Raw genomic sequence first — 21619 nt, 5'->3', positions numbered from 1 at the left:
GAGCCTCCCCGGTCCTTTTTTCGCGCTCTCGGGGCGTGGGCGGGGTCGGGCGGTCGGGCGGTCGGGTCGGGCGGTCAGGCCAAGCGCGGGACGACCTGGTCGGCGATCCAGTCCATGGCCGGCTCCAGGTGTTCGGCGGCGATGGGGAGCCAGAGCGTGCAGACCTCCAGACCGGCCTCGGCGAGGTCGTTGAGGCCGCGTGCGACACTCTCGGCCGTGGCCGACTCCCCGCCGAGCGGACGCCCGGGCGAGGCAACGGCGGCCGGGATGCCGGGTGGGGTGAGGAAGGCGGCTGAGGCAATGGTCAGGTTGGCGGGCGCGGCCGCGGTACCTGACGTCTCCGCGAGCTTGTGCAAGCGCTGACGGACATCGACGATGTCCGAGGCATCGGAACCGGCACCGAACCACCCGTCGCCGAACCGCAACGCCCGCCGAAGCGCAGCGTCGCTATGGCCACCGACCCAGACCGGCGGCCCACCGGGAGTAAGGGGCGGGACCCCGAGATTGGCACCCCGGAGACGGGTGTAGCGGCCCTCGAAGTCGGTGGGCCGGGTCGTCCACAGCGCCCGAGCAGCGGCAAGGTAGTCATCGGTGCGGGCACCACGCTCCCCCGAGGGAATCCCGACAGCAGCGAACTCATCCGGATTCCACCCAGTCCCGACACCGAGAATCAAACGCCCCCCGGAGACGACATCCAACGTGGCGGCCTGATTCGCCAACACCACCGCCGGCACATAGGGCACAACCAACACCGAGGTCAGCAACCTGAGCCGAGTAGTAGCCCCAGCCACAGCAGCGAGCAACACAAACGGATCAGCATCCAACCCGGCACCACTGTCCAGAAGCCGATTGCCCACCGCCACATGATCGAACCCAAGATCTTCAGCCCACCGCGCCGCGCGCAGAACAGCCGCCCCGTCCCCGATGGGCCAGCGCGGTTGCAGGGAAATACCAAGTTGCAGCTTTGACATAGCCACACTCAACCGCGCTTCGAGAGCGATTAGTCCGATAAGCGGGACGCGATACGGGGGTTGGCGGGAAGTCGGCAACTGGCGGTCGACGATCGGCGCGAGTCGGGGGCGGCGAATCGGTGCCGATGGTCGCGGTGAGCGGTGAACAGTCGGCTGGTGCAGCCAGCATCGAGCAGAGGGTGCCGGCGGTCGGCAGCCAGCAGCCAGCAGCCGAAGTCGGCAGTCGGCAGTCGGCAGTCGGCAGTCGGCAGTCGGCAGTCGAGCATCGAGCATCGAGCATCGAGCATCGAGCATCGAGCATCGAGCACAGGATGCTGGCGATTGGCATCGAGTAATCGGTGGTCAGGATCAGCGATCGAGGTCAGGCTGGCGGTCGGAGTCAGTGATCGATGGTCGGCGGTCGAGCAGTCGGCGGTCGAGCGGTCGGCGGTCGGTCGGCGGTCGAGCGGTCGAGCAGTCAAGCGGTCGGCAGTCGGTGAGTGTCAGTGTCGGTGAGTGTCGGAGTCGAGCATCACTGGTCAGCGGTCGGCGGTGTCCCCTAACCCATTCAGCCGAACCGGCTGGCCCCCCGCCCCCCGGCTGCGTGATGGTGTCCACCGATGAGCACTGAGTCCAGCCGCCGCGTGCCCCCGTGGGCCTCCTGGTCCACCCTCGTCCCGATCCTCGCGGCCGTGCTGCTGGGCTTCACCTGGGGGCGTGATCTGCCGGGGTGGGTGGTGTCCGGGGTCGCGTTGTTCCTGGCCGGTTCGGTGCTGGCCGCTGTGCATCATGCGGAGGTGGTGGCGCATCGGGTCGGGGAGCCGTTCGGGTCGTTGGTGTTGGCGGTCGCGGTCACGGTGATCGAGGTCGCGCTGATCGTCACGATGATGTCGTCCAATGGGGAGAAGTCGGCCACGTTGGCGCGGGACACGGTGTTCGCGGCGGTGATGATCACCTGCAATGGGATCGCGGGGCTGTGTTTGTTGCTGGTGGCGTTGAAGCGGGGGTTGGCGCGATTCAATGCCGACGGCGCGGCCACGGTCTTCGGTGCGATCATCACACTCGCCGGGTTGACGCTGGTCCTACCGACGTTCACCACTTCGCAGCCGGGCCCGGAGTTCAACACCACGCAGCTGACCAACGCCGCGCTGGACTCGATCGTGCTCTATGGCCTCTTCATCGTGGCGATGACCGTGCGGCACCGGCCGGACTTCCTCCCGGTCGACGCGGCGCATCCGGCCGCCGACTACGACGACGCGGACTACGAAGACCCGCGCGAGACGGGCCCGGCCGCCGGTTCTGCCAAGAATCCAGCTCCCGGCTACGACGAACACGGCTACGAGGGCGACCGCCCCACCTCGCGCCAGGCCCTCACCAGCCTCGTCCTCCTCGTGCTCGCCCTGATCACGGTCGTCGGCCTGGGCAAGGGCGTCTCCCCGACGCTCGAACGCGGCGTCGACCGCGCCGGGCTGCCCCACTCGGTGGTCGGCGTGGCGATCGCGCTGCTGGTTCTGCTGCCGGAGTCGATCGCCGCCGTCCGCGCCGCGCACCGCGACGAGCTCCAGACCAGCCTGAACCTGGCCCTGGGCTCGGCGATGGCCAGCATCGGGCTGACCATCCCGACCATCGCCGTGGCCACCATCTGGCTGTCCTCGCCGCTGATCCTCGGCCTCGACGCCAGCCACATGGTGCTGCTCGCCCTGACCGTGGCCGCCGGTTCGCTGACGTTCGTCCGCGGCCGGGCGACGCTGGTGCAGGGCGGCGTGCACCTCGCGGTGTGTTTCAGCTATCTGGTGCTGGCCGTCAGCCCGTGAGCGACCGTGATCGCGACCGTGACCGTGATTGCGACCATGACCATGACCATGATCGCGATCGGCGGCAAGGCGCCGGCGACACTGTGACCTAGCTGCTCACGGATAAAGCCGCACCAAACTCTCCGCGACGCAAGCGGGCTTCTCAGCCCCCTCCAACTCGATCGTGACGGTCCGGCTCAGCTGCCATCCCCCCTCGACCTCCCGCAGCTCGGTGAACCTCACCTTGGCCCGCACCCGCGAGCCGACCGGCACCGGCGTGATGAACCGCACCCGGTCCAGACCGTAGTTCACGCCCATCCGCGTCCCGGTGACCTGCACCACCTGGTTACTCAACGGCACCATCAGCGCCAGTGTCAGGAACCCGTGCGCGATCGTGCGCCCATAAGGACCCTCCTTCGCCCGCTCCTGGTCCACATGGATCCACTGGTGGTCGCCCGTGGCGGCGGCGAACTGGTCGATCTGCTCCTGCGTGATCTCCAGCCACTCCTCGCCGGCGAACTCCTCGCCGACCGCGCCGGCCAGCTCCTCGAACGTCACGACCTTCATTCCGCACCTCCGAATCGGTCCCGCAGCTCACGCTTGAGCACCTTGTGGCTCGGCCCCAACGGCAGCGCGTCGACGAACTCCACCCGCCGCGGATACTTGTGCCGTCCCAGATGCTCCTTGCCGTAGTCGAGGATCTCCGCCGCCGACGGCACCCCCTCGCCGCGCACCACCACCGCGACGATCTCCTCGCCGTGCCGCTCGTCCGGCACCCCGATCACCGCCACCGCACCGACCCCCGGCATCCGCACCAGCACGTCCTCCACCTCGCGCGGATACACGTTGAAGCCGCCCCGAATGATCAGGTCCTTGGTCCGGTCGACGATCGAGATGAAGCCCTCGTCGTCCTTGCGGCCCAGGTCACCGGTACGGAACCAGCCGTCGACGACCGCGGCGGCCGTGGCCTCCGGCTGGTTCAGGTAACCGGTGAAGACGTTGTGGCCGCGGATCACGATCTCGCCGAGCTCGCCGGCTGGCAGCAGCTTGACGCTGTCGACGACCTCCGGATCGGCGATCTCGACGTCGACGCCCCACAACGGATGGCCGACGGTGCCCGGCTTCGTGCCGATGGCGAGCTGGTTCACGCTGGCCACCGGCGAGGTCTCGGACAGGCCGTAGCCCTCCAGCACCCTCGCCCCGAACGCCGCCTCGAAGCGTTCGAGGACCGGCACCGGAAGCGAGGCGCCGCCGGAGACGCAGCGGCGCAGGCGCGGCAGGCGCTCGGCGCGCGCCGCGGCCTCGACCAGCGTCAGGTACATCGTGGGGACGCCGTGGAAGGTGGTGACGTTCTCCTTGGCCATCAGCGCGATGGCGGCGTCGGCGTCGAAGCGCGGGAGCAGGACGACGGTCGCGCCGAGCCGCCAGGTGGCGTTCATGCTGACGGTCTGGCCGAAGGTGTGGAACAGCGGGAGCGAGGCCAGGACGACGTCGTCGCGGCGGACCTCGTCGCGGGCGTCGTAGGCGTCGACGGTGGCGTTCAGCACGAGGTTGAGGTGGGACAGGACGGCGCCTTTGGGCGTGCCGGTGGTCCCGGAGGTGTAGAAGATGACCGCCGGGTCCTCGGGCTTGCGGGTGATGAATGTCGGAAGCGGGGCGGCGCGCTCGGTGAGTTCTTCGAGGCGGCCGCCGGGGCCGACGGTGACGACTGGGAGGTCGGTGGTGGGCTGCTCGGCGCTGGCCTGCTCGGCGGCAGCGGTGGCGGTCGGGGCGCACATCGCGTGGGCGATGACGAGGCGAGCGCCGCTGTCCTTCAGCACGGTCGCGACTTCGTCGGCGGTGAGCAGAAGGTGGACCGGGACGACAACTCCGCCGGCGGCGAGGATCGCGTAGTACGCGCGAGGAAACTCGGTGGTGTTGGGGCACATCAGCGCCACCGGGTCGCCCGGTCTGACGCCGAGGTCGACGAGGGCGGCGGCTTGCCGGCGCACCTGGTGCCAGAGCTCGGCGAAGGTGAGGCGCTGCTCGCCTTCGACCAAGGCGGTCTTGGCGGGCCAGCGCCAGGCCGGCTCGGCGAGGACGCTCGCCAGCGAGAGGGTGGTCATTGCTGCTCGCTTCCTGATGGGGGCCGGGGTGATGGGGCGGCGCTGCGTCGAGAGCTTGCCGACCTCGTCTAAAGCTTGCCGACCTTCGTATAGCCCTTGAGGAGGTCGCGCGAGATGATCAGCCTCTGCATCTCATCGGTCCCCTCGAAGATCCGGTACAACCGCACCGCACGGTACCAGCGCTCGATCGGCAGTTCGCGGGTGTAGCCCATGCCGCCGTGAATCTGCAGGACGCGGTCGACGACGCGGTTCACCATGTCCGCGCCGTACAGCTTCGCCATCGACGAGCTGTGGCGGGGGTCCAGGCCCTGATCGATCGCCCACGCGGCGCGCAGCACGAGCAGGCGGGCGGCTTCCAGCTCGACCTCGGAGTCGGCGATCATCCATTGGATGGCCTGGTTGGCGCCGATGGGCTGGCCGAAGGTGTGGCGGGTGTTGGCGTACTCGATACCCATCTCCAGCGCGCGCTCGGCGATGCCGATGGCGTTGGAGGGGATGATGTAGCGGCCTTTGCCGATCCACTTCATGCCCAGTTCGAAGCCCTGGCCGATCTCGCCGAGGATGTTGCGGGCCGGGACGCGGACGTCCTCGAAGACCAGGGCGGCCGGGCCGCCTTCGCCCATGGTCTGGATGAACTCGGATTTCCAGCCCATGGCGCGGTCGACGAGGAAGGCGGTGGTGCCGCCGCCGCGGACGCCCTTCTCCTTGTCGGTGACGGCGACGACGATCACGAAGTCGGCGTCGTTGCCGTTGGTGATGAACGTCTTCTCGCCGTTGAGGATCCAGTCGCCGGTGGTGTCGTCGCGGCGGGCGGAGAACTTGATGTTCGCGGCGTCGGAGCCGGCGCCGGGTTCGGTGATGGCGAAGCAGCTGACGCGGTCGCCGGCGATGGTGGGGAGGAGGTACTCGGCCTGCTGCTGCTCGTTGGCGTAGTAGAGGATGTTGTCGGCCTCGCCGCCGAAACGGAACGGGACCCAGGTACGGCCGAGTTCCTGCCAGATCAGGGACTGCATGACGGCGGGCAGGTCCATGCCGCCGTACTGCTCGGGCGTGGACAGGCCCCAGAAGCCGAACTTCTTGGCTTTGAGCTGGAGTTCGCGGAGTTCGGCGGGGTCCAGGCCGGGGTGGTGGGCGCGTTCGCGGCGGAGGACTTCCTGCTCCAGCGGGAGGAGTTCTTTGGTTACGAAGGCGCGGGCGGTGTCTTTGACGGCTTGTTGTTCGTCGGTGAGGCCGAAGTCCATGGGTGTTGTTCGCTTTCTGTCGCGTGGCGCTGGCGCTGGCTCTGTCTCCGGCGCTGGCTTTGTCTCCGGCTCTGCTCTGGCTCTGTCTCCGGCTCAGAAGGCGTTGACGCCGGTCAGCGCACGGCCGATCAGCAGCTTCTGGATCTGGGAGGTGCCTTCGTAGAGAGTCAGGACCCTGGCGTCTCGCAGGTATTTGCCGACCGGGTACTCGTCGACGTAGCCGTAACCGCCGAAAACCTGGATGGCGTTGTTCGCGGCGCGGACTGCGGCCTCGGAGCAGAACAGCTTGGCGGTGGAGGCGGCGGTAGCGTAGGGCTGGCCGCGCTCTACGAGGTCTGCGACGCGCCAGACGAGCATGCGGGCGGCGTCCAGGTCGACGGAGATGTCGGCGAGCATCTCCTGGACGAGTTGGTAGTGCGCGATGGACTTGCCGAACTGGTCGCGTTGTCGGGCGTAGGTGACGGAGGCGTCCAGGCAGGCCTGCATCAGGCCGACGCAGCCGGCGGCGACGGACATGCGGCCCTTGTCGAGCGTGGACATGGCGATTTTGAAGCCTTGGCCGACGTCGCCGAGAACGCTGGAGGCGGGAACGCGCACGTTGTCGAGGACGAGTTCGGCGGTGGCTTGGCCGCGGAGGCCGAGCTTGCCCTTGATCTCGCGGGCTTGGAAGCCGGGGGCGGTGGTGGGGACGAGGAAGGCGGTGATGCCTCGGGGGCCGTCGCTACTCCCCTGAGCAGCTTCGTTCGTGCCGGTGCGGGCGAAGACGAGGGCGAGGTCGGCCCACGTGCCGTTGGTGATGAAGATCTTGGTGCCGGAGATGAGCCAGTCGTCGCCGTCGCGGACCGCTTTCGTCTTCAGGTGACCGGCGTCGGAGCCGTTGCCGGGCTCGGTGAGGCCGAAACAGCCCAGGGCCTCGCCCGCGACGAGCTTCGGGATCCACTCGCGCTTCTGGGCCTCGGTGCCGTGGGCGAGCAGTGGCTTCGTCACCAGGCCGAGCGACACCGAGACGATGCCGCGCACGGCCGTGTCGCCGCGGCCCAACTCCTCCATGACGAGGCAGTAGGCGACGTGGTCCCCCGCTGAGCCGCCGTACTCCTCCGGGATCGTCATGCCGAGAAAACCCAGGTCGCCGAGCCGCTTGACGATGGCGCGGTCGACGGACTCGGCGCGGTCCCAGGCGGTGGCGTACGGGATGACGTCGCGGTCGACGAAGTCGGCGGCGAGGGCGCGAACCGCCTGCTGCTCGTCGGTGAGGGACAGGTCCATCGGTCACCTTTGGGAGGGTTCGGGGCCGGATGCGGGACGCGGCTAAAACTAGCGGCGGGAGTTTCCTTGAGGCTAACCTGGAAAAACTAGCGTCGCAAGGTTTCCCGGACGGGATTTACTGGCCTTCTTCGGAATCGGGTGCGGGGGCGCAGGAGTACAGGGCGCGCAGGTCCACAGGGGCGCAGGAGTACAGGGGCGCAGGACTACAGGGAGAGGAGTGACCGATGGCTCGACCACGTACGCCGCTGCTCAGCCGGGACGGCATCGTCCGCGCGGCGCTGACGCTGGTCGACGCTGAGGGACTGGACGCGCTCTCGACGCGGCGGCTGGCGGCGGAACTGGGGGTCAGCGGGCCGTCGCTGTACAACCACGTGGCGACGAAGGATGAGCTGATCGACGCTGTGGTGGACAGTGTGGTGGCGGATGTCGATGTCTCGGCTTTTGAGGGGTTGGGTTCGCCTTTTGAACAGCTGGGTTCGGCGGCTGCGGGGAGAGTGGGTTCGGCGGCTCGGGCGGCTTCGGCCGCTCCGGCGGCTCCAGCTCCGGCGGCTCGGGCGGCTCTGGCTTCGGCGCCGTCCGAGGACACGGCTTCGGTGCCTTCGGCGACTTCCGCGGGTTTAAGTTCGGCGCCGGCACCATCCGATTCCACCCCTCCCCCATGGCGCTCAGCCCTCGCCACCTGGGCACGTTCCTACCGCGCGGCCCTGGCGGCGCACCCCAACGTCGTCCCGGCCCTGGCCCAAGGCACCGGCCGCCGCCCGGCCCAACTCCGCATGGCGGACGCCGTCTTCGGCGGCCTGGTCGACGCCGGCTGGCCCCGCCGCGAAGCCACCAGCATCGGCGCCCTGATGCGCTCCCTGGTGATCGGCTCAGCCCTCGGCTCCTTCGCCGGCAGCTTCCCCGCCGACGCCTCCGTCTACGCCGGCGTCTACCCCCACCTCGACCAGGCCCACCTCCTGGCCGAGCACCAACGCGAGATCGACGAGCGAGCCTTCGAAGTAGGCCTGACCGCCGTCCTCGACGGCCTCCAACTGCGCCTCACCTCCCTCCAGACCGAGGCCCGAACCCCCTGACCCCTCCCCCCACGATCACAACTCGCCCCCGACATCACCCCCACCCACACAGGATTTCGCCAACCCGGTTCCCCCGCCACGCCACATCCGGCATGCTTCGCGCTGTGGCGGCCACAGACAACAAGGTGACAGACGAACCCGACCACCCTGCGCAGCCCGCTCGATATTCGACGTCGGATTCTGGCTCTGGGGACGCGGCAACGACGGCGGAGGGGGGTGGTGGGAACGGCGGCGTTGCGGATGGTCGCGCCGCCGGTGATGGCGCTGCGAATGCGTGGAGCGGCGAGGCCGAGGCTGCGGGTTCCGGGACTGCGGATGCTGGCGTATCGAACACCGGCGCCCCGATTCCCGCGGCCTCTCATGCCGGTACGTCCTTTGCCGCCCCCGCTCCCACGAGCGTCCCAGACCCCGTGGTCCCAGACCCCCTCACAGCAGCAACGGAAGCCCTCCTCACCGCAACAACCGCCATCACCCTCCCCCTCGACCTCCCCACCGCACCCCCAGCCCGCCACGCCCGCACCGAAATCCAACACATCCTCACCACCGCCGTCCTCCCCCGCCTCCACACCCCCACCGCCCCCCTGCTCGCCGCCCTCGCCGGCCCCACCGGCGTCGGCAAGTCAACGCTGCTCAACGCCCTGGCAGGCGCCCACTTGTCGGCAACCGGCCCACTCCGCCCAACGACGCGGACCCCGGTACTGGTCTGCCACCCGGAGGACTTGGCGGACGATGGCGCCTCCGTCGCCGCTCTCGTCGGCACGCGCGGCGGCATCGGGGACAGCGGGCAGATGGCAGCATTCGCAGACGCCGATGCAAGCAGCCGCAGCGGCCCAAGCCAGGCCACTGCTACCGAACTCGCGGCAACCCATGCCGCGGCCGGCCCAAGTGGCATCGCCAGCCCGCGCACCCCCGAGGCGACCGACCGCGCAACGGCATCGCTCGCCGACAGCACCGACCACGTGGCAACATCGCTCGCCAGCACCAGCGACAACCCGACCGCGCTGCTCGCCGACGCCGACTACTCGGCAGCGTCACTCGCCACCGGCGCAGACCGTGCAGCGGCGTTGGCCAGCGCTGGCCCAAGCGGCAACGCGGGCCTGCACGCCGCCGACGACGCTGCCGACGCCGACGCCGACCACACGACTTCCTCGCTCGCCGGCACCGGCCACTCGGCAGCGTCGCTCACTGACGCCAGCAACCACCCGGCGGCGTCGCTCGCCGACGGGGCCGATCGCCCAGCGACGTTGGCCAGTAGCGACTCAAGTGGCAGCGCCAGCCCGCATATCGCCGCCAGTATCGACCGGCCGCCGACCGTACAGGCCGTCGGCACCGGCACCGGTCACGTGGCCGCGTCGCTCGCCAGCGATAGCGACAGCAGCAACGTCGGCGGCAACCCCACGGCGTCGGTCGTCGGCGGCGGCAGCGCGGCGTCACTCGCCGGTCGGACTCCGGCGGCGAGCGACGGCAGCAACATTGCTGGCGACAGCGACAGCAGCGATAGCGATAGCGATAGCGGCGGCGGCGTTGGCGGCGGCCTTGGCGTTGGCGGCGGCAACAGCGTTGGCAGCAACCCGACGGCGTCGGTCGTCGGCGGCGGCAGCGCGGCGTCACTCGCCGATCGGACTCCGGCGGCGCGCGGCAGCGAAAGCGTTGGCGTTGACGACAGCGACAGCGACAGCGTTGGCGTTGGCGTTGGCGACAGCAGCGGCGGCAGCGTTGGCGTTGGCGTTGGCGTTGGCGTTGGCGACAGCAGCGGCGGCAGCGTTGGCGTTGGCGTTGGCGTTGGCGTTGGCGACAGCAGCGGCGGCAGCGTTGGCGTTGGCGTTGGCGTTGGCGACAGCAGCGGCGGCAGCGTTGGCGTTGGCGTTGGCGACAGCGGCAGCGGCAGCGTTGGCGACAGCGGCAGCGTTGGCGACAGCGGCAACGTTGGCGGCAGCGGCAGCCCGACGGCGTCGCTCGCCGGCGTCGGCCGTGCGGCGTCGCTCGCTGATCGGATTCCGGGGGCGCTTGCGCCTCTGCTTTCTTCTCCCCTCCCCTCCCCCTCCCTCCCTCGTGGTGTGGCGATTCTGGACACGGTGGACAGTGATCCGGCGGGGGTGGTGGGTGCGGCGGATCTGGTGGTGGCGGTGGTCAGTGCGGAGCGGTATGCGGATGCTGCTGTGTGGCGGGTTTTGCGGGGGGTTGGGGGGCGGGGGGTGCCGGTGGCGGTGGTGTTGGGGCGGGTGGTGCCGGGGGTGGTGGCGGAGGTCGGGGGGGCGTTTGCGGAGTTGTTGCGGGTGAATGGGTTGGGGGCGGCTCCTTTGTTCGTGGTGGAGGAGGTTGGTTATGGGGACGGCGGGCTGGGGCGTGCGGGGGGGCCGGCGGGGGGTGGGGGGTTGTTGCCCGGCGGGGTGGTGGCCGGGTTGTGGGGGTGGCTCAGGGATGCGGGGGCGGACACCGCGGGGAGGGTACGCATCGGGCGGCTCGGGGTGGCCGGGCGGCTTGATGTCGTGGACAGGCTTTGTGCGGAGGTGGCCGGTGCTTGGGAGGGGCAGCGGTTGGCTCTTGAGGTATTGCATCAGGGTTTGGAGAGGGTGCATACCGCTGAACGGGTGAGGTTTCGGGGGTTGGTGGATGGGGGGGAGTTGTTCGGGGGTGAGGTGCGGATCCGGTGGCAGGAGGTGTTGGGGTCCGGGCGGGTCAGTGCTCTGTTCGGGGCCGAGGCGGCGGCGGGGAAGGCGGGCAAGGGCGGGGACTGGAGTGCTCGGTTCCACAACCAGGCCGGGCATGATGCCGCGACCGCGCCGTTGCGGGCCGCGTTGGTGGAGACGGTCGCGCGTGCGTATCGGGCCGCGTTGGAGCGGGCCGCGCGCAAGACGGCGGATCAGTGGGAGTTGACGCCCGGGGCGCCGGAGCCGGCGGCGCCGGACGAGGCCACCCGGAAGGCGACCGATCCGGCGCGCGCCGCGGCCGCGTGGCTCGACAGTCTGCCGGGCGCGATTCGTGATCAGGCCCGGTCGCGCCGTACGACGCGGACGATCGGCCCGGCGGGGGCGGGTATTCGCAGTGCGGCGCTGGTGCTGGGAGTGGCCGCGCTGGCCGGTGGCGCGGGAGCGGTGGGGGGCGTGGGCGGCGCGGGAGGCACGAGGGCCTTGGAAAGTCCCAGCGGTGCGGGGAATTCGAGCACTGGAGCGGCGGCGGAAGCTGACAATCCCGGCAAGCTCAGGGAGCCGGCCGCTGGTGCCGCTCTGGGCCTGTTGCGCACTATGTTCGGGGCCGAGGATGCCGAACGACTGTTGGCCACCGCCGTGTCAGGACTCAAGGACGGCAACGCCCGGCTGCTCGACCAGGCGGCCGACGTGCATCGGCGGCAGTTGGCCGCGTACGCCGTCGACCCGGCCGAGATGCAGGCGCTGAACGACGCACGGGCGGCCGTGGCCACCGCACGCAGCAAGGAAAACTAGGAATGGATCTCAACACCGAACAGGCGGCCGACACGCGGATCCCGGCGGGAGCAATCGACCTGCCGGGTGACGAGCGTGACGAGCCCGATGAGCGTGATGCGCGCGACGAGCGTGATGCGCGCGACAAGCATGACGAGCGCGATGAACGCGATGAGGGAGTTAAGGGGCTTGAGGGATTTGAGGTAGCTGAGGGAGTTGGCGTAGCTGAGGGCCTTGAGGGCGACGCGGCACCGGCAGCACCGGCAGCACCGATCCCCCCGCCGGCTCCGGCACCGCCGGCCGCCGCGTCCCCCCGCTCCCAAGCCGCCGCGTCGGCCGACCCCCGCACCCTCACCACCCGCCTGGCGGCCCTGGAGGGCCTCCTGAAGGACACCGAGGACCGCCTGACTCCCGCCGTCGCCGAGGAGGTCGGGCGGATCCTCCTGCGCGTCCACGAGCGCATCGCGCTGTCGCCCGATCACGTCGTCACCGCCATCGCCGGTGCGACCGGGAGCGGCAAGTCGTCGCTTTTCAATGCCCTGATCCGCTTCGACCTGGCCCCGGTGGGGGCCATCCGGCCCACCACGACCACCGGCCTGGCCTGCGTGTGGGATCCGGACCGCGCGGACGGGGCCGGGGCCCTGCTCGACCGGATCGGGGTGGGGCCGCACAACAGGACTCTGCGGGGCTCGCTGCTCGACGGCGCGCATCGGCGGGCCGAGCCGGAGTTGGCGCCGCTGGTGCTGATCGACCTGCCGGACCACGACTCGGCGGTGCGGGCGCACCGGGAGGAGACCGATCGGGCGGCGGCCGCGGCGGACCTGCTGCTGTTCGTCACCGATCCGCAGAAGTACGCCGACGCCTCGTGGCACGAGCGGTATCTCAAGCAGCTCGACCACCATCAGCAGGCCCTGGTGGTGGTGCTCAACAAGAGCGACGAGCTGGGAGCCGACGACGTGCAGGCGGTCGCGGGCGATCTGCGCCGGCTGCTGGGCGAGTCAGGGCTCGATGATGTGCCGCTGCTCGTCACGTCGACGCGGACCGGGGAAGGTCTCCAGGAACTCAGGGACCTGATCGCCGAGCGGGTGTGGCGCAAGCAGGCGGCGCTGACCCGCAGTGCCGCGGACGTGGATCGGGCCGCCGCGCTCGTGGCCGCCGAACTGGCACCCCGCAGCGCGGCGAATAGCACGGTAAGCAGCGCAGCAAGCGGAGGAACGAGCGCCACGCCCAGCGCAGCAGCAACCATCACGACCACCACCACAACAGCCCTCGAACCAGGCCTCACCGACCAGGCCAAGAACGCCACCCTCGCCGCCATCCGCGACAGCACCAGCATGCGCGCCCTCTCCGACCTGCTGGAGGCCACCTACCGCCGCCGCGCCTCCGCCGTCACCGGCTGGCCGCTGCGCCACGCCGTCATGACCCTGATATCCCGCACCCGCGGCGACGAGGAGTCCCGCTACGCCCCCTGGACGGCCCCGGTGGCCGCCGAGCCGGCCCCGCCCCCGGTGCAGCACGACGACGTCGAGGCCGCCGTCGCCACGGCCGTGGAGCGCGTCGCGGGGACGCTGCCGCGGCCCTGGGCGCGGGAGATGCGCCGGATCGGCGACCGCTGCGTGCAGACGCTCGCCGACACGCTGGACGCCACGCTGTCCGGCACCGAGGTCGGGCCGCGACTGGTGCCGCGCTGGTGGACGGCCGTGCAGGTGCTGCACTGGATGCTGCTGACGGCCGCGCTGGTCGGGGCGGGCGGGGCGATCGCGCTGGCGGCGGCCGGCGGGGCGAAGGACACCAGCCTGCCGGACACCGGCGCGGTGCCGTTCCCGCTGGTGGTGACGCTGGCGGCGATCGCGGCCGGAGCGGTGCTGGACCTGTTGTGCCGGCCGGCCGCGCGCCGGGCCGCGGCCGCGCTGCGCGGGCGGGTGGCCGACCGGATGGCCGAGCGGGTGCGCGCCGCCGCCGAACAGCTGCTGTTCGCGCCGCTTATAGCAGAGCACGAACGTTATATCAGAGCGTGGACCCTCGCACGCGACCTCACGGCGGGGTCCGGTGAACGCGAGGTGCCCCTGCCCGGCGGGGGACAGGGGCGACCTACACAATAAGCACCCTTACTCAGGGAGGGAAGCCACCCCCGGCGCGAGGAAGCGGTGGCCGGCCACCTTCTCGGACACGCCGGTGCGGTCCAGGTACGGCGTGATGCCGCCGAGGTGGAACGGCCAGCCGGCGCCGAGCAGCATGCACAGGTCGATGTCCTGGGCCTCGCCGACCACGCCCTCGGTCAGCATCAGGTCGATCTCCTGCGCCATCGCCGCCAGCGCGCGGTCGCGGACCTGCTCCTCGCTGGACGGCGCGTCGCCGGGCTGGAACAGCTCCAGGACCTCCGGGTCGATGACCGGCACACCGGTGTCCCAGCGGTAGATGGCCTTCTTGCCGGCCTCGACCAGCTTGGCCAGGTTCGGGGAGACGGCGTACCGGTCCGGGAACGCGGCGTGCAGGGTCTCGGCAACGTGCAGCGCCACCGCCGGGCCGACCAGCTCCAGCAACACGAACGGCGACATCGGCAGGCCCAGCGGCTCCAGGGCGCGGTCGGCGACCTCGATCGGGGTGCCCTCGTCCACCGCCGCGGTGACCTCGCCCAGGAAGCGGGTCAGCAGCCGGTTCACGACGAACGCCGGGGCGTCCTTGACCAGCACGCAGGACTTGCGCAGCGTCTTGCCGACCGCGAAGGCGGTGGCCAGCGAGGCGTCGTCGGTCTGCTCGGCGCGCACGATCTCCAGCAGCGGCAGCACCGCGACCGGGTTGAAGAAGTGGAAGCCCACGACCCGCTCGGGGTGGCGCAGCTTGGACGCCATCTCGGTGACCGACAGCGAGGAGGTGTTGGTGGCCAGCACGCAATCCTCCCGGACCACGGCCTCGACCTCGGCGAACACCTGCTGCTTGACCGACATCTCCTCGAAGACGGCCTCGATGACCAGGTCGGCGTCGGCGAAGGCGTCCTTGGTCAGCGAGCCGGAGACCAGGGCCTTGAGGCGGTTCGCCTGGTCCTGGTCGAGCCGGCCCTTGAGCTGGAGCAAGCCGATCTGCTCGTGGACGTAGCCGACGCCCTTGTCCACCCGCGCCTGGTCGATGTCGGTCATCACGACCGGCACCTGGAGGCGCTGCACGAACAGCAGGGCGAACTGCGAGGCCATCAGGCCCGCGCCGACCACGCCGACCTTCGTCACCGGGCGCGCCAGCGCCTTGTCCGGCGCTCCGAACGGCTTCTTGGCCCGCTTCTGGTTGAGGTTGAAGGCGTACAGGCCGGCCCGCAGCTCGTCGGTCATGATCAGATCGGCGAGCGCGGCGTCCTCCAGGGCGAAGCCCTCGTCGTCGGAGCCGGTGGCCATCCGCTCGATGATGTCCAGCGCGCGGTACGGGGCCGGGGCGGCGCCGTGCACCTTGGAGTCGGCGACCTGGCGGCCGCGGGCGACGGCGGCGGCGTAGTCCTCGGCGGAGTAGGTCTTGCGCTCCACCGCGGTCTCGCCGGCGATGACCTGCTCGGCCCAGGCGATCGACTGCTCCAGGAAGTCGACGGGCTCGAACATGGCGTCGGCGATGCCGAGCTCGTAGGCCTTGGGGCCCTTGAGCATGCGGTTCTGGGACAGCGCGTTCTCGATGATGACGGTGACCGCGGCGTCCGGGCCGATCAGCTTGGGCAGCAGGGTGCAGCCGCCCCAGCCGGGCACCAGGCCCAGGAAGCACTCGGGGAAGGCCAGCGCCGGGACGCCGGAGGAGATGGTGCGGTAGGTGCAGGCCAGGGCGACCTCGACGCCGCCGCCCATGGCCGCGCCGTTGACGAAGGCGAAGGACGGGACCGGCAGCGCGGACAGCCGCTTGAAGGTGTCGTGGCCGGCCCGGGCGATGGCCAGGGCCTGCTCGCGGTTCCGGACCACCTCGACGCCCTTGAGGTCGGCGCCGACGGCGAAGATGAACGGCTTGCCGGTGACGCCGACGCCGACGATCTCGCCGTTCGCCGCGGCGGCCTCGACCTGGTCCAGGGCCGCGCCGAGGCGGACCAGGCCGCCGGGGCCGAAGGTGTTGGGCTTGGTGTGGTCGAAGCCGTTGTCCAGGGTGATCAGCGCGAAGCGGCCGGAACCGCCGGGCAGATCGAAGACCTGGACGGGGGCGTTGGTGACGACCTCGTCGGGGAAGAGATCGGCGGCCAGAGCCGTGAGGTCCTGAGTCACTTGTTCTCTCCGTTCCAGTGGGGGTTCTCCCAGATGACCGTGCCGCCCATGCCGATGCCCACGCACATGCTGGTGATGCCGTAGCGGACCTCGGGATGCTCCTCGAAGTGCTGCGCGAGCTGGGTCATCAGGCGCACGCCGGAGGAGGCCAGGGGGTGGCCCATCGCGATGGCGCCGCCGTAGGGGTTCACGCGGGGGTCGTCGTCGGCGATGCCGAAGTGGTCCAGGAAGGCGACGACCTGGACGGCGAAGGCCTCGTTCAGCTCGAACAGGCCGATGTCGTCGATGGTGAGGCCGGCCTTGGCCAGGGCCTTCTCGGTGGCCGGGACCGGGCCGATGCCCATGACCTCGGGCTCGACGCCGACGTAGGCGTAGGAGACCAGGCGCATGCGGACCGGCAGGCCGAGCTCCTCGGCGACGTCCTCGGCGGCCAGGAGGCAGGCGGTGGCGCCGTCGTTGAGGCCGGCGGCGTTGCCGGCGGTGACGCGGCCGCGGACCCGGAACGGGGTCTTCAGCGCGGCGAGGTCCTCGACGGTGGTGCCGGGGCGCGGCGGCTCGTCGGCGGTGACCAGGCTGTAGCCCTGCTCGGCGTGCCGGGCCGACATGGGGACCAGGACGTCGTGGAACTTGCCGTCGGCCAGGGCCTTGGCGTACTTCTCCTGGGAGGCGGCGGCGAAGGCGTCGCAGCGCTCCTTGGTGAGCTCGGGGTAGCGGTCGTGGAGGTTCTCCGCGGTGGAGCCCATGACCAGCGCCGAGGGGTCGACGAGCTTCTCGGCGACGATCCGCGGGTTGGGGTCCACGCCCTCGCCCATCGGGTGGCGGCCCATGTGCTCGACGCCGCCGGCCACGACGACGTCGTAGGCGCCGAAGGCGATGCCGCCGGCGGTGGTGGTGACGGCGGTCATCGCGCCGGCGCACATCCGGTCGATCGAGTAGCCGGGGACGGTCTTGGGCAGGCCGGCCAGCAGCGCCGCGACCCGGCCCAGGGTCAGGCCCTGGTCGCCGATCTGGGTGGTGGCGGCGATCGCCACGTCGTCCACGCGCTCGGCCGGCAGCCCCGGATTGCGGCGCAGCAACTCGCGGATGCAGCGGATGACCAGGTCATCCGCCCGGGTCTCGGCATAGACGCCCTTCGGGCCGGCCTTGCCGAAGGGGGTGCGGACGCCGTCGACAAAGACCACCTGTCGCACGGCCCTCTGGGTCTGAGGCACGTTGGCTCTCCTCCACGCGGAACGATTCTGGGGACCATGCTACTCGCGGGTAACAAGGATCGGCGAGCGTGGTGCGGCGTGAGGGGGGTCACGGGGTGGCGTACGGAGGGTCACGGGGCGGAGAGGGGAGGTCGGGGCGGGAAGGTCGGGGCGGCGGAAGCTCGCCGAGGCGCAAGATTTCCTCGACCTGGTCGAGTTTGGCCTGGGACACCGTGCCGGCGTGTTCAAGCACGTCTTCTTCCGTGACGGTCGCCAGCCAGGTGCACGGAACCAACCCGGGGCGGGCGTACGCGACACGCACGACGCCTTCCAGCGGCAGGCCGTCCTCGGCGCCCAGCGGCACCTCCAGCCCGATGCCGGTCAGGTCGACGCCGGCCGGCTCCACGATCTGGACGCAGCGGAACTGGCCGTCGGCGGCCTCGCCCAGGAGGAGGACGGGGCGTCGTTCGCCGAAGTCGGCCCACCACACGTCGCCGCGTCGCAGCACTGCCCCCGCCTCCTTCGTCCACTGCTACGAAGGTATCCGATATCGGTGCCGGGTCTCCGGTCCGACTTCGGCGGCGGGGGCAGCGCTTCGGGCCTCGGGTCAGACCGCCGCCGGCAGCTTGCCGCCGAGCTCCTCGGCCAGCTCGCGCGCCTTCTCGGCGGCGGTGGCCAGGGCGCTGGCGCGGGAGGCGTCGGCCAGCGGGATCAGGTCGGCCATGGCGGGCGTCGTGGGGGCGAGGGTGAGCTCGATGGTGATGAATTCGGGGGTGATGCCGAGGTGGGCGGCGAGGACCGCGGCGAGGTAGTTCTTGACGAACTCCATCTCCTCGCGGGGGGTGCCGGGCTCGTAGGAGCCGCCGCGGGAGGCCACGACGACGACGCGCTTGCCGGCCAGGCTCTGGGTGCCCTCGCCCAGGGTGCGCCCCGGGAAGATGATGTGGTCGAGCCAGGCCTTCAGGGAGGAGGCCACGCCGAAGTTGTACATGGGCGCCGCGATCAGGATGACGTCGGCGTTCTCCGCCTCCTCGACCAGGGCCACGCGGGCCGCATAGGCGGCGGCCTGGGCCTCGGTGTGGGTGGCGGGGTCGGTGACGGCCGCGGTGAAGGTCGTGGCGTCGAGGTGGGGCAGCGGCGCGGCGGCCAGGTCGCGGTGGACGACGGTGCCCTCGGGGTGGGCGGCGCGCCAGGCGTCGGAGAAGGCGGTGGTGACGGCGCGGGAGGCGCTGGCGCCGTCGGGGAAGAGGGAGGCGTCGATGTGCAGCAGCGTGGCCATGGCCGGATTGCTCCTTTTGGATTGGTTACTATTTGTGCGTGACCACATGATGGATGACTATAGGAAGGTCTACAAAAGGCACACGCACGTGCTGCCAGGCACATCGATGTGCCTGTCCAGGTCAGCCGGGCAGGTCGGCGACATCGGGGACATCGGGAACATCGGGAAGGAGCGCAGGTGACAGAGGTGAAGACGCTGGGGCCGCCGTCGGTGTGCCAGGAGCGTGGCGAAGAGAACGAGCTGGTGCGGGATCTGCTGGGCCGGATCGGCGACAAGTGGAGCCTGATGATCATCGGGGCGCTGCACCTGGGGCCGCTGCGGTTCAGCGCGATCCAGCACGAGGTCGGTGGGATCTCGCAGCGGATGCTGACGCTGAACCTGCGCCAGCTCCAGCGCGACGGCCTGGTGACGCGGACCGTCTACGCCGAGGTGCCGCCCCGGGTCGAGTACGAGCTCACGGAGCTGGCGCACGGCCTGCTGACGCCGGTGTTGCAGCTGGTCAACTGGGTCGCGGACAACGCCGACCAGGTGCGCGCCCACCGCGAGGCGTACGACGCGGAGCAGGCCGGGGAACTCGGAGATCTCAAGACCGGCGAGCTCAAGGCCGACGAGCTCAAGGCCGAAGACCTCAAGACCGACGAGCTCAAGACCGCCACGGTGAAGGGAACCGCCGAGCCGACAGCGGTGTAGGGAGGGCATGAGAGCCTCGAAAACGTCGCCGCTCGCCCTGGGACTGGCAGCGGTCCTGGTCGTGTGTCCGGCCGTCGCCGGATGCACGCGTTCCGGCGCCCATAAGGCCGACGTCTCCAAGACACCGGAGGCGAAGGCCGATCCCCCGTTCGTCACGGCCCACTGCCGCACCTCGGAACCCGTACCGCCCTCTGCCGACCAGATCACCATCGGCAAGGTGGTGCTGCCCTCCATGCCCGACCTGGCGGCGTACGGCCCCAATCCGGAGCCCGGCGACGACGGCGTCACCTTCTACAAAGGCGGCATCGCCGTCCACGCCGACCAGCCAAGCGTCACCATCAGCATCGGCGCCGCGGCTCTCCCCTACGCCCGCATCGCCACCGAGGACTTCATCGGCCCGCTCGGCGCGACCGCCGTGACCTATACCGGCAAGCCCCGCATCGAGGCCGAGAAGACCTGGGACTGCTGGTACGTCGGCGGCTACAACCTCCTCGACCGCCGCACCACCGCGTGCCTGCCGCTCGACGTCGCCATCGCCGGCGATCCCGTGGTCCACCACGTGACCGTCCCGGTCGGCATGAAGTGCCCGACCGGGTAGCAGGCCGCCGGGTAGCAGGCACCGGCTAGCAGGTACCGGGTAGCAGGCCACCGAGCAGCAGACCACCGGCAGCCCTACCCGTTCTCAACCCCCTGCGCCGCATTCGTCGCCGCGTTCGTCGCCGCCTTGTGCAGCGCCTCGGAGATCGTGCGCGCCGTCAGCTCGACCTGCCAGGATCGCGCCCCGGTCCCCGTCAGGAACACCGCCACCTGCGCGGGGTCCGGCTCCGGCACCGGCGGTGACCAGCACAGCCGCCGCAGCGAGTCCGGCGCGAGCAGGTTCTCCACCGGCAGCACGTAGTGCTCGGCCAGGCCCGCGACCGCCTCGCGCGCCGCGCTCAGCCCGTCGGCCGCCGCCGGGTCCTTGTCCGCCCAGGCGCGCACCGGCGGCGGCCCGTCGCTGGGCGCGGCGCCGGGCCGCGGCAGCTCGCTCTCCTTGAGCTGCCGGGCCTTGGTCAGCGCGTCGAAGTAGCGGGGCACGTCGCCGGAGCGCATCCGGCCGCTGAAGCCGGGGATGGTGCGCAGCTGCGCGGTGCTGGTCGGCAGCGTCAGGGCGGTGTCGATGATGGCCTGGTCCGGCAGCACCCGGGTCGGCGTCATGTCGCGGCGGCGGGCCAGCTCGTCGCGGGACTCCCACAGCGCGCGCACCACGGCCAGCTGCCGCGGGCGGCGCACTTTGTGCAGGCCGGAGGTGCGGCGCCAGGGCTCGGCGCGGGGCTTCGGCGGCGGCGCGGCGACCACGGCGTCGAACTCCTGCCGGGCCCAGTCGAGCTTGCCGGCGGTGCGCAGCTCGCCCTCCAGGATGTCGCGCACCTCCACCAGCACCTCGACGTCGAGCGCGGCGTAGCGCAGCCAGGCGTCCGGCAGCGGCCGGGTGGACCAGTCCGAGGCCGAGTGGCCCTTCTCCAGCTCCAGGCCCAGCACCTCGGCCACCAGCGGGCCCAGGCCGACGCGCTCGTGGCCGCCGAGGCGGGCGCCGAGCTCGGTGTCGAACAGGCCGCCGGTGCCGTCGGCGCGGCGGGCCGGCGGGACCATGCCCACCTCGGCCAGGCACACCAGGTCCTGGCTGGCGGCGTGCAGCACCCACTCGGCACCGGCCAGCACCGGACCGTCGCCGGCCAGGGCCGACAGGTCCGGGCAGGCGATCGGGTCGATGAGGAACGTGCCGGCGCCCTGGCGGCGTATCTGCACCAGGTAGGCCCGCTGGCTGTACTTGTAGCCGCTGGCGCGCTCGGCGTCGACGGCGACCGGTCCGGTGCCGGCCGCCAGCCGCTCCACCGCGGCGGCCAGCGCCTCGGCGGTGTTCGTGACGGCCGGCAGACCCTCGCGCGGATCCAGCAGCGGGACCAGGGCGCGGGGCGGTTCGGCGCCCGTCGTTGTCGGCTCGGGGCTGGCCGGTCCGCCCGGCGTACTGGAACTCGTCACGTCCTTACAGTAACGACCGCTGTCAGTGAATGGTCCCGCCGCGCAGCGCGACCGCGACCATCCCTGCCCGGTCGCCGGTGCCGAGCTTGCGCGCGATCCGGGCCAGATGGCTTTTCACGGTCAGCGCGGACAGGCCCATGGCCTGGCCGATGGCCTTGTTGGACCGGCCGTCGGCGACCAGGCGCAGGACCTCGATCTCGCGCGCGGACAGATCGCGGCAGCCGGCGTGCGCGGCCAGCGCGGCGCCGTTGGCCCGGGTCAGGGCCGCCGCGCCGGGTGGCAGCCCGGCGGCCGGTCGGACCCGGTTGGCGCTGGCGGCGTGCACGCCGGCAAGTCGGGTCGTAGCCATGTCGTTCTGTGGG

General features: G+C 71.1%; 16 protein-coding genes and 1 pseudogene. 7 read left to right on the top strand and 10 right to left on the bottom strand.

Annotated elements, in window-relative coordinates:
- Positions 1–74: 74 nt before the first annotated feature.
- Positions 75–971: a TIGR03619 family F420-dependent LLM class oxidoreductase gene (locus ABD481_RS36275; RefSeq protein ID WP_344670381.1), complete on the bottom strand. Its 897-nt coding sequence runs from the start codon at positions 969–971 to the stop codon at positions 75–77.
- A gap of 599 nt (positions 972–1570) precedes the next feature.
- Between ABD481_RS36275 and ABD481_RS36270 the strand changes: the two genes are divergently transcribed.
- On the top strand, positions 1571–2764 hold the full coding sequence (locus tag ABD481_RS36270) for a calcium:cation antiporter (protein WP_344670380.1): 1194 nt from the start codon (positions 1571–1573) through the stop codon (positions 2762–2764).
- A gap of 96 nt (positions 2765–2860) precedes the next feature.
- Here ABD481_RS36270 and ABD481_RS36265 read toward each other — a convergent pair whose 3' ends face one another.
- The 4 genes from ABD481_RS36265 to ABD481_RS36250 all read right to left on the bottom strand — a co-directional run bounded on the left by ABD481_RS36265 (position 2861) and on the right by ABD481_RS36250 (position 7355).
- Entirely contained in the window at positions 2861–3310 is a 450-nt protein-coding gene (locus tag ABD481_RS36265; protein WP_344670379.1) for a MaoC family dehydratase, read from the bottom strand.
- The gene (locus tag ABD481_RS36260; RefSeq protein WP_344670378.1) at positions 3307–4848 is read right to left on the bottom strand and encodes a long-chain-fatty-acid--CoA ligase; all 1542 of its coding nucleotides are present in this window, start codon (positions 4846–4848) and stop codon (positions 3307–3309) included. The genes ABD481_RS36265 and ABD481_RS36260 overlap by 4 nt, the downstream gene beginning before the upstream one ends.
- Positions 4849–4916: 68 nt before the next feature.
- Positions 4917–6089, bottom strand: coding sequence for an acyl-CoA dehydrogenase family protein (locus ABD481_RS36255; RefSeq protein ID WP_344670377.1), 1173 nt, complete (start codon positions 6087–6089; stop codon positions 4917–4919).
- Positions 6090–6182: 93 nt separating this feature from the next.
- A complete protein-coding gene (locus ABD481_RS36250; RefSeq protein WP_344670376.1) occupies positions 6183–7355 on the bottom strand; it encodes an acyl-CoA dehydrogenase family protein in 1173 nt (390 codons plus the stop codon).
- Positions 7356–7579: 224 nt separating this feature from the next.
- Here ABD481_RS36250 and ABD481_RS36245 point away from each other — a divergent pair, with 224 nt between their 5' ends.
- The 4 genes and pseudogenes from ABD481_RS36245 (at position 7580) to ABD481_RS36235 (ending at position 13952) form a co-directional block, all read left to right on the top strand.
- On the top strand, positions 7580–8428 hold the full coding sequence (locus tag ABD481_RS36245) for a TetR/AcrR family transcriptional regulator (protein WP_344670375.1): 849 nt from the start codon (positions 7580–7582) through the stop codon (positions 8426–8428).
- A gap of 92 nt (positions 8429–8520) precedes the next feature.
- Positions 8521–9120 (top strand): annotated as a pseudogene (locus ABD481_RS47530) (GTPase); the annotation flags it as partial.
- Between the two features lie 27 nt (positions 9121–9147).
- Positions 9148–11871 carry a hypothetical protein gene (locus ABD481_RS36240; protein WP_344670374.1) on the top strand — a complete coding sequence of 908 codons (2724 nt, stop codon included), beginning with the start codon at positions 9148–9150 and terminating at the stop codon, positions 11869–11871.
- Positions 11872–11873: 2 nt separating this feature from the next.
- Positions 11874–13952: a GTPase gene (locus tag ABD481_RS36235; RefSeq protein ID WP_344670373.1), complete on the top strand. Its 2079-nt coding sequence runs from the start codon at positions 11874–11876 to the stop codon at positions 13950–13952.
- Positions 13953–13958: 6 nt separating this feature from the next.
- On the opposite strand, the gene ABD481_RS36230 is transcribed toward ABD481_RS36235, so the two are convergent.
- The 4 genes from ABD481_RS36230 to ABD481_RS36215 all read right to left on the bottom strand — a co-directional run bounded on the left by ABD481_RS36230 (position 13959) and on the right by ABD481_RS36215 (position 18545).
- Complete coding sequence (locus ABD481_RS36230; protein WP_344670372.1) at positions 13959–16076, bottom strand: 3-hydroxyacyl-CoA dehydrogenase NAD-binding domain-containing protein; 2118 nt, start codon at positions 16074–16076, stop codon at positions 13959–13961.
- The gene (locus tag ABD481_RS36225; protein ID WP_344670371.1) at positions 16073–17287 is read right to left on the bottom strand and encodes a thiolase family protein; all 1215 of its coding nucleotides are present in this window, start codon (positions 17285–17287) and stop codon (positions 16073–16075) included. Before ABD481_RS36225 ends, ABD481_RS36230 begins: the two co-directional genes overlap by 4 nt.
- 88 nt (positions 17288–17375) lie before the next feature.
- Positions 17376–17774 (bottom strand): type II toxin-antitoxin system PemK/MazF family toxin, encoded by a 399-nt coding sequence (locus ABD481_RS36220; RefSeq protein ID WP_344670370.1) that lies wholly within the window; start codon positions 17772–17774, stop codon positions 17376–17378.
- Between the two features lie 99 nt (positions 17775–17873).
- The gene (locus tag ABD481_RS36215) at positions 17874–18545 is read right to left on the bottom strand and encodes an FMN-dependent NADH-azoreductase (RefSeq protein WP_344670369.1); all 672 of its coding nucleotides are present in this window, start codon (positions 18543–18545) and stop codon (positions 17874–17876) included.
- A gap of 177 nt (positions 18546–18722) precedes the next feature.
- Here ABD481_RS36215 and ABD481_RS36210 point away from each other — a divergent pair, with 177 nt between their 5' ends.
- Complete coding sequence (locus ABD481_RS36210; RefSeq protein ID WP_344670368.1) at positions 18723–19235, top strand: winged helix-turn-helix transcriptional regulator; 513 nt, start codon at positions 18723–18725, stop codon at positions 19233–19235.
- 7 nt (positions 19236–19242) lie between these two features.
- The gene (locus ABD481_RS36205; protein ID WP_344670367.1) at positions 19243–19833 is read left to right on the top strand and encodes a hypothetical protein; all 591 of its coding nucleotides are present in this window, start codon (positions 19243–19245) and stop codon (positions 19831–19833) included.
- Positions 19834–19907: 74 nt separating this feature from the next.
- Here the strand turns inward: ABD481_RS36205 and ABD481_RS36200 are convergent, their stop codons facing one another.
- Positions 19908–21257, bottom strand: coding sequence for an HRDC domain-containing protein (locus ABD481_RS36200; protein WP_344670366.1), 1350 nt, complete (start codon positions 21255–21257; stop codon positions 19908–19910).
- Between the last annotated feature and the right edge of the window lie 362 nt (positions 21258–21619).

The organism is Catenulispora yoronensis, assembly GCF_039531695.1.
GTDB classification, from domain to species: domain Bacteria; phylum Actinomycetota; class Actinomycetes; order Streptomycetales; family Catenulisporaceae; genus Catenulispora; species Catenulispora yoronensis.
Note: the sequence above shows the minus strand (reverse complement) of the source record. Positions and strands in the feature narration are given on the sequence as shown.